The 14,666-nt window shown below is 61.5% G+C and carries 14 protein-coding genes (1 of these 14 cut by a window edge); 7 read left to right on the top strand and 7 right to left on the bottom strand.

The features are described from left to right. From DEH80_RS09070 to sufT, 5 genes are all read right to left on the bottom strand, one after another. On the bottom strand, positions 1-1,006 hold the 5' portion of the coding sequence (locus DEH80_RS09070; RefSeq protein ID WP_109720183.1) for an aldehyde dehydrogenase family protein. The gene continues 437 nt to the left of window position 1, outside the view; only the first 1,006 of its 1,443 coding nucleotides appear in the window; it begins with the start codon at positions 1,004-1,006; the stop codon falls past the left edge of the window. Positions 1,007-1,091: 85 nt separating this feature from the next. Further along, on the bottom strand, positions 1,092-1,583 hold the full coding sequence (locus tag DEH80_RS09065) for a hypothetical protein (protein ID WP_109720182.1): 492 nt from the start codon (positions 1,581-1,583) through the stop codon (positions 1,092-1,094). Then, entirely contained in the window at positions 1,571-2,632 is a 1,062-nt protein-coding gene (locus DEH80_RS09060) for a ParM/StbA family protein (RefSeq protein WP_207774544.1), read from the bottom strand. The genes DEH80_RS09065 and DEH80_RS09060 overlap by 13 nt, the downstream gene beginning before the upstream one ends. Further along, positions 2,622-3,239 carry a hypothetical protein gene (locus DEH80_RS09055; protein ID WP_109720181.1) on the bottom strand — a complete coding sequence of 206 codons (618 nt, stop codon included), beginning with the start codon at positions 3,237-3,239 and terminating at the stop codon, positions 2,622-2,624. The genes DEH80_RS09060 and DEH80_RS09055 overlap by 11 nt, the downstream gene beginning before the upstream one ends. A gap of 114 nt (positions 3,240-3,353) precedes the next feature. Further along, positions 3,354-3,902 (bottom strand): putative Fe-S cluster assembly protein SufT, encoded by a 549-nt coding sequence (gene sufT, locus DEH80_RS09050; RefSeq protein WP_109720180.1) that lies wholly within the window; start codon positions 3,900-3,902, stop codon positions 3,354-3,356. A 135-nt stretch (positions 3,903-4,037) separates the two neighbouring features. Between sufT and DEH80_RS09045 the strand changes: the two genes are divergently transcribed. The 5 genes from DEH80_RS09045 to DEH80_RS09025 all read left to right on the top strand — a co-directional run bounded on the left by DEH80_RS09045 (position 4,038) and on the right by DEH80_RS09025 (position 9,913). Continuing rightward, on the top strand, positions 4,038-4,742 hold the full coding sequence (locus tag DEH80_RS09045) for an SIMPL domain-containing protein (protein ID WP_165831387.1): 705 nt from the start codon (positions 4,038-4,040) through the stop codon (positions 4,740-4,742). A 174-nt stretch (positions 4,743-4,916) separates the two neighbouring features. Further along, positions 4,917-5,462: a 5-(carboxyamino)imidazole ribonucleotide mutase gene (gene purE, locus DEH80_RS09040; protein ID WP_109720178.1), complete on the top strand. Its 546-nt coding sequence runs from the start codon at positions 4,917-4,919 to the stop codon at positions 5,460-5,462. Then, on the top strand, positions 5,459-6,541 hold the full coding sequence (locus DEH80_RS09035) for a 5-(carboxyamino)imidazole ribonucleotide synthase (protein ID WP_109720177.1): 1,083 nt from the start codon (positions 5,459-5,461) through the stop codon (positions 6,539-6,541). The genes purE and DEH80_RS09035 overlap by 4 nt, the downstream gene beginning before the upstream one ends. A 39-nt stretch (positions 6,542-6,580) precedes the next feature. Then, positions 6,581-8,647 carry a sensor histidine kinase gene (locus DEH80_RS09030; RefSeq protein WP_109720176.1) on the top strand — a complete coding sequence of 689 codons (2,067 nt, stop codon included), beginning with the start codon at positions 6,581-6,583 and terminating at the stop codon, positions 8,645-8,647. A 51-nt stretch (positions 8,648-8,698) separates the two neighbouring features. Next, complete coding sequence (locus DEH80_RS09025) at positions 8,699-9,913, top strand: threonine ammonia-lyase (protein WP_109720175.1); 1,215 nt, start codon at positions 8,699-8,701, stop codon at positions 9,911-9,913. A gap of 36 nt (positions 9,914-9,949) precedes the next feature. On the opposite strand, the gene DEH80_RS09020 is transcribed toward DEH80_RS09025, so the two are convergent. Then, entirely contained in the window at positions 9,950-11,044 is a 1,095-nt protein-coding gene (locus DEH80_RS09020; RefSeq protein ID WP_109720174.1) for a transporter family protein, read from the bottom strand. Positions 11,045-11,564: 520 nt separating this feature from the next. On the opposite strand from DEH80_RS09020, the gene DEH80_RS09010 reads away from it, so the two are divergent. Beyond that, positions 11,565-12,917, top strand: a complete 1,353-nt coding sequence (locus tag DEH80_RS09010) for a cytochrome ubiquinol oxidase subunit I (protein ID WP_109720172.1) — start codon at positions 11,565-11,567, stop codon at positions 12,915-12,917. Continuing rightward, positions 12,914-13,903 carry a cytochrome d ubiquinol oxidase subunit II gene (gene cydB, locus DEH80_RS09005; protein WP_109720171.1) on the top strand — a complete coding sequence of 330 codons (990 nt, stop codon included), beginning with the start codon at positions 12,914-12,916 and terminating at the stop codon, positions 13,901-13,903. Before DEH80_RS09010 ends, cydB begins: the two co-directional genes overlap by 4 nt. Here cydB and DEH80_RS09000 read toward each other — a convergent pair. Beyond that, complete coding sequence (locus tag DEH80_RS09000; RefSeq protein ID WP_109720170.1) at positions 13,900-14,610, bottom strand: TetR/AcrR family transcriptional regulator; 711 nt, start codon at positions 14,608-14,610, stop codon at positions 13,900-13,902. The two genes, cydB and DEH80_RS09000, sit on opposite strands and share 4 nt — an antisense overlap. Positions 14,611-14,666: the final 56 nt, after the last annotated feature.

Raw genomic sequence — 14,666 nt, 5'->3', positions numbered from 1 at the left:
AATGCTCCTCATCGTTGCTTTGTCCGCCATGAGCAATGCGCGCCCCTTTATCGACAGCTTCTGTCATCAGGCCTTGAATCCGGCCGTGATGCCGACCGTTCACGATGCGGCAGTAATCTGCGCTTTGTTCCGGGTTGTCCCCATAAAACTTACGAATTTGGGCACTGGCTGCTTCTACAAAGGCCTCTTTTACAGATTCATGCACAAAGAGGTAATCCGGAGCGATGCAGGTTTGACCGTTGTTGGCGAACTTGCCCCAGGTGATGCTTTCAGCGGCCCGCTTGACGTTAGCTGTCTCATCGACAATCACGGGGCTCTTGCCGCCGAGCTCCAGCGTGACTGAAGTAAGATGCTCGGCCGCTGCCTTCATGACGATCTTGCCGACGGTTGGGCTGCCGGTGAAGAAGATGTGGTCAAATGGCAACGAAAGCAGTGCCTGTGATGCGCGCACATCACCTTCAATCACGGCCACTTCGCTTGGATCAAAGGCTGATTCGATTAATTCTTTCATGAGCGCCGACATATGTGGCGTCATTTCAGAAGGTTTGATGATGGCCGGGCAGCCGGCACCCAGTGCGCTCACCAAGGGCATGAAGCTTAGATTGAGCGGGTAATTCCACGGTGAGATGATCAAGCTAACGCCGCGTGGCTCGTATTGGATCCACGCCTTGGTTCCAAACGTCGTGGACGTGGGCATCACCCGTTTAGGTTTCATCCACTTCTTAAGTTTCTTGATGTTCTTACGCGCTTCAGCAAGTACCGGCATGATTTCCGAAATATCGACTTCGGATTCCGGCTTGCGGAAATCGGCATGCGCCGCGGCATAGATTCGGTCGGTGTTGTCCTGAACCAGCGCGACCAGCTTTTTAATGCGCTCGATGCGTTCAGCAGGGGTGGATCGACGCCATTGCAAAGCCGTGGCCTGTTGAGACCGGAAAATGGTATCGATGGCTGCGACATCGGGTGCGGTGTCGCTAGCAGCTAGCTGTTCAGCAGGAGTGCTCATGGTTTACCTCTGGTCGAGCGTCTCTCAAATCGGGACTCTGAACCATACACCCGGTTCGGGTGCGGGTAAATGAACGATCGTCCAATTACTGCTGAGTGCGATGTTGCTCCCACTCGTCAATAGCTTGAACGACGTTGCCAGCGACGGCGCCAATGAGCGCTTCAGCGCTGACTTCATCGCTGGCGGTCATTGCACGCCAAGCTGCGTTGAGCATCGGCTCCTCATCCGGAATGACCGTCTGTTCTCGTAGCATGGCGTAGGCCCGGTGCACGGCGTCCATGCATTCCGCGACGACTTCGGGGGCAAACTCTGCTTCCTTCATCACCATCGCGAGCGCGGCGTCGGGAATCTTCTCGAGGGCATGAGCTGCCGAGGCCTCGCCCAGGTTGCCCCATTCGTCGGAATAGGTCGCAAGCAGGCGGCTGATGACGTGATAGAGCGCGAGCATGCAGGCCAAGTCCGTCGCGAGCCAAGGTTCGTTTCGAGACGCGGCCAAGCTGGCGCAGACCTTGAGTGAAGGAGCGACAAGATACCGGTACTCCAGACTATTGACCCAGTCTGGATCTACTTCTGCCATAAGTGCATTCCGTACTTCTGGTAACCGCGGACGTTATTCAGTCGGGTGTCTTCGCCGCTCTCCACCTCCAGCACTTGGCCGACGAGCTGCGCGTTCAAATAAGGAGCAAGCGCAGCGCCGCCCCCTCCCGTGACGACAATGGAATCGATATCCCAATCATCGGCCCAGAGTTGATTCACTTCTGTGGCGATGCTTGTCGCAAGCCGTTGCATGGCATGCGCCGTGATCTTCTCTAGGTCAAACGTCCGGCCCCGAATTTTGATGCTGCCCTCGCCCACGGCATCGTACAGCCGGTAAAGCTCGACATTGACGCCGCTTTTCTCGTGCAGTGCGGCAGCAATAGATTTAAATGCCTTTGATATGCCGGCATCGGTCGACTGGCTACCGCGTTCGGAATAGCGCGTCTTGTCCGAGATGGTGTAATCGGCTGTCTTAAAGCCCACGTCGATAATGCCGATCTTTTCTGTTGCGAGACGGCGGTCGGACGCCCGGCCAAAATCGTTTAACAGCAAATGGAACATCGTTCCGAACGGCTGGGGGATGACCCGGACACGTTCAATATTCAGAGTGCGGTCAACTCGCTGGCCCTGCTGATCGATCATCGTGAAGCTGTGACGTTGTTGCAGCTTATCGATGAGCTCATTCTTGTGCCGCCTGTAGTAGCTAATTGGCAGCCCGGTGACGAGTCGTATGGGGGAACCATCATCCACGACATCGGACAAGGCGGTCAGGGTTAGCGTTCGCAGGAAGCCGGCAATCAACTTGTCCTGGTCTAGCGTAAAACTGCGACCACGACTCTGTGCTTCTGCGAGCTCGCCGACAAACCAGGCACCGTCCTCTGTCTCGATATGACGGTGGGGCACCCGTTGTCCGGATGCGTCTAGCAAACTCTCGCGAAACTGAATATCCGCCGGGTCTCCAAGCACGGACTTGAAGATCTCGACCTGTTTTCCGTCGGTCACTTTGGTGAAGCCAAAACCAATATCGACGCCAATCACTTTCATAGAGCTTGCGGCGGGCTGCGTCTGCTTGCTGGTATCACTCTGCATTGAGGCTCCGATAACCCGAAGGCATGCGGTAGGTTGCGGCGTGGGGGGTGCGTTGAACCACCGATAACACTTCGCGCCGATTCAACAGCGCACCTGTCGTGGCATCCGTAACGGTGATGATGAGCGGAATGCCGGGTAGCGCATTGACGCGAGCGTCGGCCCCCGCGCCAACGGCATGCATCATTCGTTTGTACTGTTCTATCAGCAGCGGGGGAAGATGTTCGCTGGAGGCGACTTCAATATGAAGCTGGCGTTTGCGCAGGACATAGTGCTCCACCGGCCACTGCCTGAACCGGCTGGACTGTTCGGGAACGAAGTCTGCAGTTGCAGGAGCCATCGGGCGTGGAAGCTGCCGGCTATCGACGGTCTTCGTCTCATGATCGTAAACACGCAACTGGCCGGAATGTGCATCTGCGATCAGCGTCATGCGGCCATCGTCATAGCGTAATCGGTTCTCACCCACCCAGGTATAAGCCGGCCGCACTTGCCCTTGGCTGTTGGTGACCCGCTGCATGAGCAGCCAATCGGCGTGCGCCAGACCGGCAAATGTCAGTCCGACGATGACCGCTAGGGCTTGGCGAATTCGCCGTTGGGGTTGATGGTGCATGGCCGCAAGTGTAGTCGGTACTGGGGCCATGGGTCATGTGGTCTGCGCGAACAACCTTGAGTCATCGCATGTTTGGTGTGAAATTGCGCGGCGACTGAGGGGACTGGCGATATGCTAGAGCATTCCGGTCGCAAGTCGGGCTGCCTCCGACATCATGTTCTGACTCCAGGGCGGGTCAAACACCAGCTCCACGTGTGCGGTCTCAACGGTCGGGACTTTAAGCACCTTGGTGCGAACATCATTGACGAGAATGTCGCCCATGCCACAGCCGGGCGCGGTGAGGGTCATATCCACGGTCACCTCGCGGCCCTGCTCGCCATGCTCGATCTGGCAGCGATAAATCAGCCCGAGATCAACGATATTGACCGGAATCTCCGGGTCGTAGCAGGTTTTCATCTGTTCCCAGATCAGCTGCTCAACGTCCTCATCGCTGGCATTGTCCGGCAACGTCAGCTCACCTTCGGGCTGCTTGCCCAGCGCGTCCGCATCTTTGCCGTCAATACGAAACAGATGCCCCTCGACATAGATGGTGTAGCTGCCACCCAGTGCCTGGGTGATCACGGCATCGGTGTCTTCGGGTAGCTCCACCTTGTCGCCTGCGGGTATCAAAATGCCAATGACATCGCGGCGGAGGGTGACGGGTTCGCTGGTCGTGCCGTGCATGGGTATAAACCGGAGTGAATCAGAAGCGGGCCGAACAAGGCCAGGTAGTATCGCTGTTTGCGAGCGGTGCTGTCAGGAACCCACCGACCGCAACAGAGTCACAGGGGGCTCTTGCACTTAACAGGGATGGTTGGGATGAAGACAAGACTTCTCAAGGGGGTCGGGCTGAGTCTGCTACTGGCGGGATGCCAGGTTCAGGCGCCGGCTGATCAGCAGGATACGATCCAGGTCAGCGGTGAGTCGACGATCGAAGCGGTGCCTGACCAAGCGGAACTACGATTTGCAGTTGAGCACCAGTCCACAACTGTGGAGTCCGCACAGGATCAAGTCGACACGGTCGTAGGGCGCCTGCTGCAGCTCGCCGAGGGCCTTGAGATTGAGCGCGCGGCGATCCAGACCACAGGGCTGAACATCCGGCCGGACTACCAATGGCTGGCTGAACCGAGGCGCCGCAGCCTGAATGGGTATGTGGTGACGCGGCACATTACGATTCAGCTGAACGATTTGAGCCAGCTTGGCACGTTGATGTCAGGTGCCGTTAAGGCCGGGGTTAATCAGGTGGAGCCGCCTCAATTCGATGTGGGCAATCGTGCAGCGCTTCAGCAGCGCGCGTTGACCAATGCGGTACAGGCGGCGCGTTCGCGCGCCGAGGCGATGGCGCAGGCGGTTGATCAGTCGGTCGGGGCTGCGATCTCGCTTCGCGCCGTCGACCTGGGTCACTCACCCCCACAGCCCATGATGATGCGCGCTGCCGCGGAGTCATCTGGCGCCGCTTCAACCTATGAGGTCGGGCGGCTGACCGTCGCGGCGCGCGTGGATGCGACGTTTCGGCTCGAGTAATCGTTACGGTTGCGACGGGCTTAAACATCGGTGAGCCACCCGCGTCCATGTCATAATGCGGTGCTTTCTTCAAAGGCTATTCAGCGAGTTCCGTCGCCTGTTCTAGTGGCCGGAATGGCTCATCGCAGGCAGATCGGGTGAACAGGATGAACCACCTGTCTTGGCTGTTCAGATATGCCGGGCTCGCTGCAAACCCTTGTAACTGGTGAGAGCAATCTGGTGAGTGAAACCCCGCTAGTAGGCGTGATCATGGGATCCCGGTCGGACTGGGACACCATGCAGCATGCGGTGCAGAAGCTTGAGGAGTTGGGCGTGCCGCATGAGGTTCGCGTGGTATCGGCCCATCGGACCCCTGATCTGCTATTCGACTATGCCCAATCGGCCCAGGCACGTGGCCTGCTGGCGATTATCGCGGGCGCAGGGGGCGCGGCTCATCTGCCCGGAATGGTGGCCGCCAAAACGGTCGTGCCGGTGCTGGGTGTGCCCGTTCAATCACGCGCCTTGAATGGACTGGATTCCTTGCTCTCGATAGTTCAAATGCCCGGCGGTGTGCCCGTGGCCACTCTGGCGATTGGTAAGGCGGGTGCGACAAACGCCGGGTTGCTTGCAGCCTCCATTGTCGGGGCACACCGGCCCGACGTGCTGTCGGCGCTGGAGGCATTTCGTCGTTCGCAGACGGAGCGCGTACTGGCCGATGCTGATCCCAGGGAGCCGGCATGAAGCTCGGGATTTTTGGCGGCGGCCAACTTGGCCGCATGCTGGCGCAGGCTGCCTTGCCTCTCGATGTGGAGTGTCAGGTCCTCGACCCGACGGAGGCCCCCTGTGCGGCCGCCGCGGCCCGTCACATCCATGGCGATTATGCGGATCAACATGCCCTGGATGCCCTGACCGATGGCGTCGATGCCGTCACCTACGAGTTCGAGAACGTCCCGGTCGACGCGGTGAAGTATGTAGCCGCTCGCCTGCCAGCCTCGCCAGGCGCGACATCTCTGGCCTGCGCCCAGGATCGGGCGCACGAGAAGCAGCTATTCGAAGACCTCGGCATCGACCTCGCCCCTTGGGCCGAGGTCGACGACTTCGCCGGTTTGCGTGAAGCCGTTGCCCGGATCGGTCTGCCTGCCGTGCTTAAAACACGCCGTTTCGGCTACGACGGCAAAGGGCAGGTTGTCATACGCGGGGCGGATGAGCTGGAAGCCGCCTGGCAAACGGTTGGCGCCCAGCCCTGCGTGTTGGAAACCTTTGTACCGTTCGAGCGGGAAGTCTCCATGATCGCAGTGCGTAGCCTCAGCGGAGAGACCCGTTGTTATGCGCTGACCGAAAATGTGCATCGCGACGGCATTTTGAGGCAATCGGCGCCGCTGGACGGGGATGCGCTGCAGGCCGATGCCGAAGCGGCTCTAGCCAAGGTCATGAAGGCGCTGGATCATGTGGGCGTCATGGCCTTCGAGTTCTTTGTGGCCGAGGGCCGGCTGCTGGCCAATGAGATCGCGCCACGCGTCCACAATTCCGGACATTGGACCATTGACGGTGCGGTGTGTAGCCAGTTCGAAAATCACGTACGGGCCGTGCTGGGCCTGCCGTTGGGCGATACGGCGACGCGCGGGCCGTGCGTCATGCTCAATGCCATTGGTGAGATGCCGACCACCGCGGAGTTGGCTGCAGTCGCTGGTTGCCGAATTCACGCCTACGGCAAAGCTCCTCGACCAGGCCGCAAGATTGGGCATGTCACGCTCATTGCCGACTCAAGCTCTGCCCTGAGTGACCGATTACCAGCCCTGCAAGCCATGATGGGTGTGTAACCGCCGCTCAACGAAATCGATAGCGGCAGAGAGGGCCGGATGCCAGTGGATGCACAGTCGCTAGATGCACCGACCTTAGACGACGGCCTGACCCGACGCGTCGTCATCGCGGCTTCGGCCGGCTTGTCGCTGATCTCCGGCATGCTGCTGTATACCATCAGCCAGCTACCGCATCAGGGTGCGGCGGAGTATGCGACGGCGGCCGTGAGCGGGCTGGCTTGCTTACTTCCCGGCGTGCTCGCCTACTGGCGCCCGCAATGGACCACCGCCTGCGGAACCGCGTTGGCGATCGCGGTGGCGGTCGGCGTCGGCGTTCGCATCGCTCGGGTCATGCATGGCCCGATTTTCGATGACCCCAGCATTGGCGTGTTCATGCCGGTGTTCGGGTTCGTCCCTCTGGTGTTCATGCTCATCGCACTCCTGGCCTCTGGCCGTGTATCACGCGTTGTTAATTGGGGCCTTTGGCTGGGCATTCTGCTGGTGTGCATGCCGCAGTTGTTGCCGTTGCTCGGTACGGCCGGGGCGGCGCGCTCGGGGGCATTGCAACTGAGCTATTTTCTCGTGATCGGGTTACCGGTCGCTCTGGCGTTGCTGGAATTGCTTCAGCGCCTGCGAGTGAATCTGCACCGTGAGCAATCACTCGCGCGTGCGCTGCGGACTGCCCAGGCGCAGTTGGATCTGGCCGTGCGTGGAGCCGGGGTTGGCCTCTGGCAATGTCAGGCGCGAGCGGACGGATCGATGTGGTGGTCCGATCGCATGTATAGCCTGCTGGGGCAGGCGCCGCAGGATGGCTCGGCACACATGGACGCGCTGCGAGCCCTGTGTCACCCCGCGGATGTCGATGCCTTGGAGCTGTTGGAGGCGCGGGTGAATGAGGCGTCATTCGACCAGCAGCTACGGCTGCGTATGCCGGATCGGGCGTATCGCTGGTTCGCGCTCAAGGGCCAGGCCGTAGGCAGCGAGGACGGCGGTTTGCGGCTGGCGGGTGCGTTGCTTGATATCGACGATCAAAAACGTGCCGAGCAGGCATTACACGATGCGCGGGCATTGCTGGATGCGATCGTCCAGCACGCACCCGCGGTGATCTATGCCAAAGATCGAGAATCGCGCTATCTGATGGTCAACCCGGCTTGGTGCCAGTTGCTGGGGGTCGATGATCCTGCTCTGGCACTTGGCCGCACCGATTCCGCATTCCTCGATCCAGACACGCGCGCGCGGGTCCGAGAGCAGGAACGGCGGGTGATGGACAGCGGTGAAGTGGTCAGCCATCACGACACCGTATCGCTCGAGGGCGTTGCGCGGAGCTTTCTGAGCATCCGGTTTCCGCTGCGAGGGATGGATGGGAACGTCTCCGGGGTGGTCGGGATTGCGCTGGATGTCAGCGAGATGCGAGAGGCGCATGACCGGCTGGAGGCTTTAAACAAAGAGCTGGAACAGTTCATCTATATCGTCTCGCACGACCTCAATAGCCCGTTGCGCGCGATCCGCGGATTTGGTGATTTGATGCAGTCCCGTTTCGGCCAGGAACTGCCTGACGGCAGCGCCATGTACCTGGAGCAAATGCTCAAGGGGGCCGATACCATGCGGGACATGCTGGGTGCGATGCTGGAATTGTCCCGTGCGACGCGAAATCCTGAGGGCGCGCGATGGATCGGACTCGACGAGTTGCTTTTATCCGCCCTGTCCCGGCTGGAAGAGACGTTGGACGGCCTGCCCGTCGTCGTCTGTGCCGGCACCATGCCCCTCGTCCACGGCGAGTCCGCGCAGCTGGTCGACATGTTGACGCGGCTACTGCACAACGCGGTGAAGTACCGCGACCCTGAGCGACCACTCCGCGTGCAGGTGGAAGCCAAGGAAACCCCCGGCGGCCGGATCTGCATTCATGTCCGCGACAATGGCATCGGCTTTCGTGGCGACCAGGCTGAACGCGTCTTCCGTGTTTATCAGAAATTGCATCCGGACAGTCGCTACGCAGGTATGGGCATGGGCTTGGCCATCGTGGAGAAGATCGTCCGGGCCCATGAAGGTCGCGTGTCTGCCGAGAGTACACCGGGCCAGGGCAGCTGTTTTACCGTTGAACTGCCACTGCCGGCAGAGTCCGGCTAGCCAACGGTATACACTGCGCGCCAGTTTGCGATTTGCGACGGCCTGCGCGCCATGATCACGATTAAGGACATCCAAGCCGCTGCCGAGGTCTTGGCCGGACAAGTCAACCGCACGGCCTGCCTGCGATCTCGGGTGCTGTCCAAGATGACTGGCGCCGACGTCTATCTGAAGTTCGAAAACTTCCAGTTCACGGCGTCGTTCAAGGAACGTGGGGCGCTGAACAAATTGGCATCACTGACCGACGCCGAACGACAGGCCGGCGTCGTGGCGATGTCGGCCGGCAACCATGCACAGGCGGTGGCGTATCACGCGGGTCGATTGGGTATCGACAGTACGATCGTCATGCCCACCAACACGCCGTTCACCAAGATCCGCAACACGCGGGACCTGGGTGCCACCGTCGTGTTGCATGGCGAAAATCTCGTCGAAGCCCAGGCGCGGATGGAGGCGCTGGTCGAAGAAGGGCGGACCTTGGTCCATCCCTTCGACGACCCGCTGGTCATGGCCGGTCAGGGAACGTTGGCCCTGGAGATGCTGGAGGACCAGCCGCAGCTCGACACCCTGATCGTGCCGATTGGCGGTGGCGGGCTCATGAGTGGCTGTGCGGTTGCAGCCAAGTCCGTGAATCCCGATATCCGGTTGGTCGGCGTGGAGTCCGAGGGGTACTGCTCCGCCTGGGCGGCCATCTCGGGTCAGCCGGAGCTGCCCAGGGGCGGGCAGACCATCGCCGAAGGTATCGCGGTTAAGAATGTGGGCCGTCAGACGCTCGAAGTGATTCGGGAATGGGTGGATGAGTTCGCCCAGGTGCCGGAGACGGCGATCGAGCGTGCCGTGGGGCTGATCGTCAATGTCGAAAAGGTCATCGTCGAGGGTGCCGGCGCGGCCGGTCTGGCGGCCTTGCTGACGGAGCCGGAGCGCTATCGTGGGCGCAAGGTCGGCTTGGTGTTGTGTGGTGCCAACATCGATACGCGACTACTGGCCTCCGTGCTGACGCGCCAGCTGGTCTTGGAATCAAGGCTGGTTCACCTTCAAGTTGCAATCCAGGACAGTCCGGGCTTCTTGGGGCGCGTCGCCGCAGCCATCGGGCAGGCCGGTGGCAATATCGTGCAGGTGCATCACCAACGGCTACAGGTGATTCACCATCCAAAGGATGCTGTGCTCGATGCTCTGGTCGAGGCTCAGGATGAGGCTCACGCCCAGCGTATTATCGATGCATTGGAGCAGGCCGGGTTCGTGGTCACCCGGGGCGTCAGCGGGATCGAGTAGGCCCGCCAACCGCTGAGGCGGTTGGCGGGCGTCGAATCACCAGCTGTACTGGTAGCCCATGATCAACCGCTGACGGCGTTCCAGCTGCGGACCGTTGAGATCTTGCCAAACCGTATAACCCGCTTCCAACGCGAGTCGGTGGGCCGGCGCGGCGCGCGGCTGCCAGTTGGCCCCGAATAGGGTTTCGGCACGCTCCCCGCCTTGACGCGCCGGGTCGGCTGTTTGAACCGGCGCGCGGATGGCCGGGTCCATCCCCGCAATATCGGCCTCGGTCTCCAGCTGGAGCCGGACAGACATCGACAGCGACGGTGCCAGGCGAGCGGCCAACCAGCTGGTCATCTGATGCACATCGCCACGTTGGTATCCGGCATCCGCGTCGCTCACGTATAGCGTGCCCTGATATTGCAGGCCCCAGCTCCATGTGGGCGCGTCCCGGACATAGGTGGCGCCCGGTCGGACCGCCCATGCGCCGCTACCGTTTTGCATAGGGTAGGGCAGGCGCAGCGTCGGGCGCATGCCATTGGGAGCGAGCACCTGGGCGGTTTCCTCGTCATCGCCTGTCGGTGCGACGATCGCGAACGAGGTATGCAGGCGTTCGACCGGGGTTTTAACGATCGAGGCCAGTGCCCCCAGCGAGACGTCACCGAGTCCTTCGCTGACGGTGGTGAACCGCCCCAGCTGGGTTGTGCCGCTGCCTCCGGCGTAGGTCAGATGATCCATATGTTTGCGCAGGTACGGCAGCATCGCCATGAGGGTGAGCCTGTCGCTGGGCGCCCACATGGCACCCAGCATGTGCATCTGCATCACCATGTTCTCCGGCACCACACGGAGCGTTGGAGGTTGGCCTGGTTGGCCGGCGAAACGGTTGGGCGTCTGGGTGGCGATCTCATCTGCACTCAGTGCGTCCGTCCCGTCCCGGTTTCCCGCCATGTTCATGACGGCAAACCGGTACGAGAGCATGAATTCGCCAGCGGCGTGTGTGTGCTCGGCCATCACGCCGATGGGGGCGTGGGCATCCGGGCGGGGCGAAGCGTCGGCGGTATCGTGCGTTGCGCCTTCATGGCCAATTGCCAGACATGGCAGCGCGAGACCCAGCACGGTGGCGTGCAGGGTGGAAATCAAACGGGGCATGGTTTTGTCCTGTCTAAAACGTGAGAGGCCAGGCCGATGGGCCCGGCGAAACAAACGGCTGGTTTCAGTCAGGTCCTGCGGGGTGGGCCACGGGCAATTGGCGCCGGTTGTTGGCGGGCCACTGGCCCGGTGGACGATGGCGCCACCGGGCGGGCGGCGCGCGTGAGTCCGGCGAGTGTGGCGGGCGCCGCGGCCGGGAGTGCCGTCAGACTCGTCGAGGTGCAAAGCGCACAGTGTAGGCCGGCGCTGGCTTCGTCAGTTGCCGGCGGTGTGCCGGCCAGCGCGCAGCGTGCCGCGGCGACACGTTGCAGGATGGAAGCGTCGGAGGCCGGTTGCGGGAGGACCGCGATGGCCGACTGCCAGACCCCCAACAGAACCCACGCCCAGACGTATTGGCGCCCCCATTGGCGCAGCCAGGGCAGCAGGGCATTGATCGGGGAACATGTGTTCACGGTGACGCGAGTCTAGCAGCGCCCGACGCGGCGTCTACGCTGCGGTGCAACATGCTACACTTTGGTGCATGGACCTCACGGCATTACTGCTGTCGCGTATCCAGTTCGGTCTCACGATCGGCTTCCATATCCTATTTCCCACGCTGACCATCGGGCTGGCGCTGTTGCTGCTGGCTCACGAGTCGCTATGGCTGGCGACCAAGCGTGAAATCTATCTCCGCTCTTGCCAGTTCTGGTCTCGAATCTTCGCGGTCAACTTCGGGATGGGGGTGGTGTCCGGCATTGTGCTGTCCTATGAGATCGGCACGAACTTCGCCGGTTTTTCGGAAGCAACCGGCAATGTGCTTGGGCCCCTGTTTTCGTATGAGGTCCTCACGGCGTTCTTCCTGGAGGCGGGGTTCCTCGGCATCATGCTCTTCGGCTGGACACGCGTGCCACCTTGGCTGCACTGGTTGTCGACCCTCATGGTGGCCGTGGGCACGTTGATCTCAGCCTTCTGGATTCTGGCCGCCAATTCCTGGATGCATACGCCCGCCGGTTTCGAGATCCGCGATGGCGTGTTTTATGTCACCGATTGGTGGGCGGTGGTCTTCAACCCATCGTTTCCTTACCGCTACGTCCACATGATTCTGGCCAGCCTGTTGACCACGGCATTTGTGGCTGCTGGCGTCGGTGCCTGGTATGTCCTGCGAGATCGCCATGCGGTATTCGGACGCATGACGCTGCGTCTGGCGGTGATCACCGCTGCCGTCCTGGCTCCGTTGCAAATTGTTGCCGGGGATTTCCACGGGCTCAACACCCTGGAACACCAACCGATCAAGGTCGCGGCCATGGAGGGACATTGGCAGACCGAAGCCGGCGTTCCCCTGTTGCTGTTTGCCTGGCCTGATGAGGCGGCTGAGACCAACCATTTCGAAATCGGCATTCCGCGCCTGGCCAGCGTCATTCTCACGCATGATCCCGACGGTGTTCTGGAGGGGCTGACGGCGGTCCCGGCAGAAGATCGGCCCCCTGTGGCACCGGTGTTTTTTGCCTTCAGGGTCATGGTGGGTATTGGCTTGCTGTTTCTGCTGCTGGCCTACACAGGGCTCTGGCTGCTGTGGCGTCGCCGCCTTTACAGCCAGCGGGGCTACCTGCGCATGCTGGTGGCCGCGAGCCCGCTGGGCTTTGTTGCGGTGATCGCGGGCTGGATCACCACCGAGATCGGCCGCCAACCATGGGTGGTTGCCGGATTGATGCGGACTGCGGACTCCGGGTCGCCCACGGTGCAGGCGTCCGAGGTGGCGACCAGCCTAGCCTTGTTTATCGGTGTGTACAGCCTGTTGCTGGTGGTGTTCATTGGCGTGGTTCTGATGCTGATCCGCAAGGGGCCTAGCCAGGAGCCGGAGCCGGCGCAGCAACCACGGTTCTCGACGGCATGATTGAGCAACTGCCGCTGCTGCTGGCCGGCGCCATCGCGTTTGGTGTCACGATGTACGTGCTGCTCGATGGCTTCGACCTGGGGGTCGGGATTCTGTTTCCGTTTGCCGATACCGAGGACGATCGCGACCGGATGATGAATTCGCTGGCCCCGATCTGGGACGGTAACGAAACCTGGCTGGTGCTCGGCGGCGCGGTGCTGTTCGGTGCCTTCCCAAAGGCGTTTGCGATACTGACCTCCGCTTTTTATCTGCCCATCATGCTGATGCTCATCGCGTTGGTGTTTCGTGGTGTGGCGTTTGAGTACCGTTTCAAGTTTGAGGATCGCCGGTGGTGGAATCTGGCGTTCTTCGCCGGCTCGCTGCTGGCGGCGTTTGCCCAGGGGGTGGTGCTGGGTGCCTACGTTCAAGGCGCCACGGGACCGGATCACCAGTTTCACTGGCTGGGGATGTTTCCTCTATTTACCGGGGTTGCGGTCGTCATTGCCTACGCCATGCTGGGCGCGGCATGGCTGGTCATGAAGACCGATGGCCCGTTGGCCATTTTGATGCGTCGACGGGCCCGCGGTTTGCTCGTGGCCAGTCTTGTCTGTGTGCTGCTGGTCAGCGTATGGACGCCGTTGCTGGAGCCGGAGATTGCCGCACGCTGGTTCAGCTTCCCGAATCTATTCGTGCTGGCGCCGATTCCGGTGGCCACAGCATTAACGGGCTGGTTGGTGTGGATCGGGCTTCGTGATGACAGCCATGATGCGCTGGCGTTCGTCGCCGCAGTGGGCCTGTTTCTGCTTACGCTATCAGGCTTGGCAATCAGCCTGTGGCCGTGGATCGTGCCACGGTCGCTGACGATCGGACAGGCGGCCTCGCCCCCGGAGTCACAGGTGTTCCTGGCTGTTGGTCTGGCCGCTATTCTGCCGTTCGTACTGGCGTATACGGCGCATAACTACTGGGTCTTTCGCGGCAAGGTGCCTACGGGTTCGGGTTACCACTAGGCCAGGAGCTGCTCGACCGGGGGCGGTCGCAGGCTTTCACGACCGCAGGCGAACAGCCCGTGGTAAACATGCAGAATCGCAGGACGCAGTTGGCGAATTTGCGCCAGCTGACGTGTTCTGGCGGCCTGGAGTACCAGCCGCGAGATGCCGTGCGTGCCGAGTTCAAACACCTCGAGCGGGAGGGTCGGCTGCGTGGGATCGCTGGCTCGGCGTAGCTCGTACAACCGGCGGTTAAGCCGGGCCAGATGGCGAAGCGCTTGCAGATGGGCAAGCCGGGCCACCGCGCCGGCATGCTCGATTTCCCCGAGCAGGGCGATGGTCGAATCCGGGCTGCGCTCGAAAAAATCCAGCATGCAATCGGTCACGGCTTCCACCCGCGTCGCCCAGGTGGCTGTGGCAGGCAAGGACTGCTGTGCCAAGCGCATCGCCTGAACCAGGGCAAAATGGGATAACTCGTAGGCGTGGACAAAGCAGCCTTCGAGGCTGGCGAATCGGCGACAGAAGTCGGTTTGCGTCACTCCGGCGACATCGGCAATCGCCTGCGGGGTGGCGTGGGGATAGCCGCGCCTTGCCACGATGCGAATCATCGCCAGCATGCAGCGCGTCTGCACGGGATCGTCGGTGGCCAGGTTTTCCAACAGAAAGGCCTCGTCGCCACCGTCGACCAGCGAATCCAGCTCTGTGAGCCGGGTCTGATTGGCTGTCATCGTCTCCCCCGTTCTTCGCTGCCCTGGCAACGGTAACCGTGCCCTTGCCGGGTGGC

Origin of the sequence: Abyssibacter profundi, assembly GCF_003151135.1 — a bacterium.
Classification (GTDB): Bacteria; Pseudomonadota; Gammaproteobacteria; order Nevskiales; family OUC007; genus Abyssibacter; species Abyssibacter profundi.
Note: the sequence above shows the minus strand (reverse complement) of the source record. Positions and strands in the feature narration are given on the sequence as shown.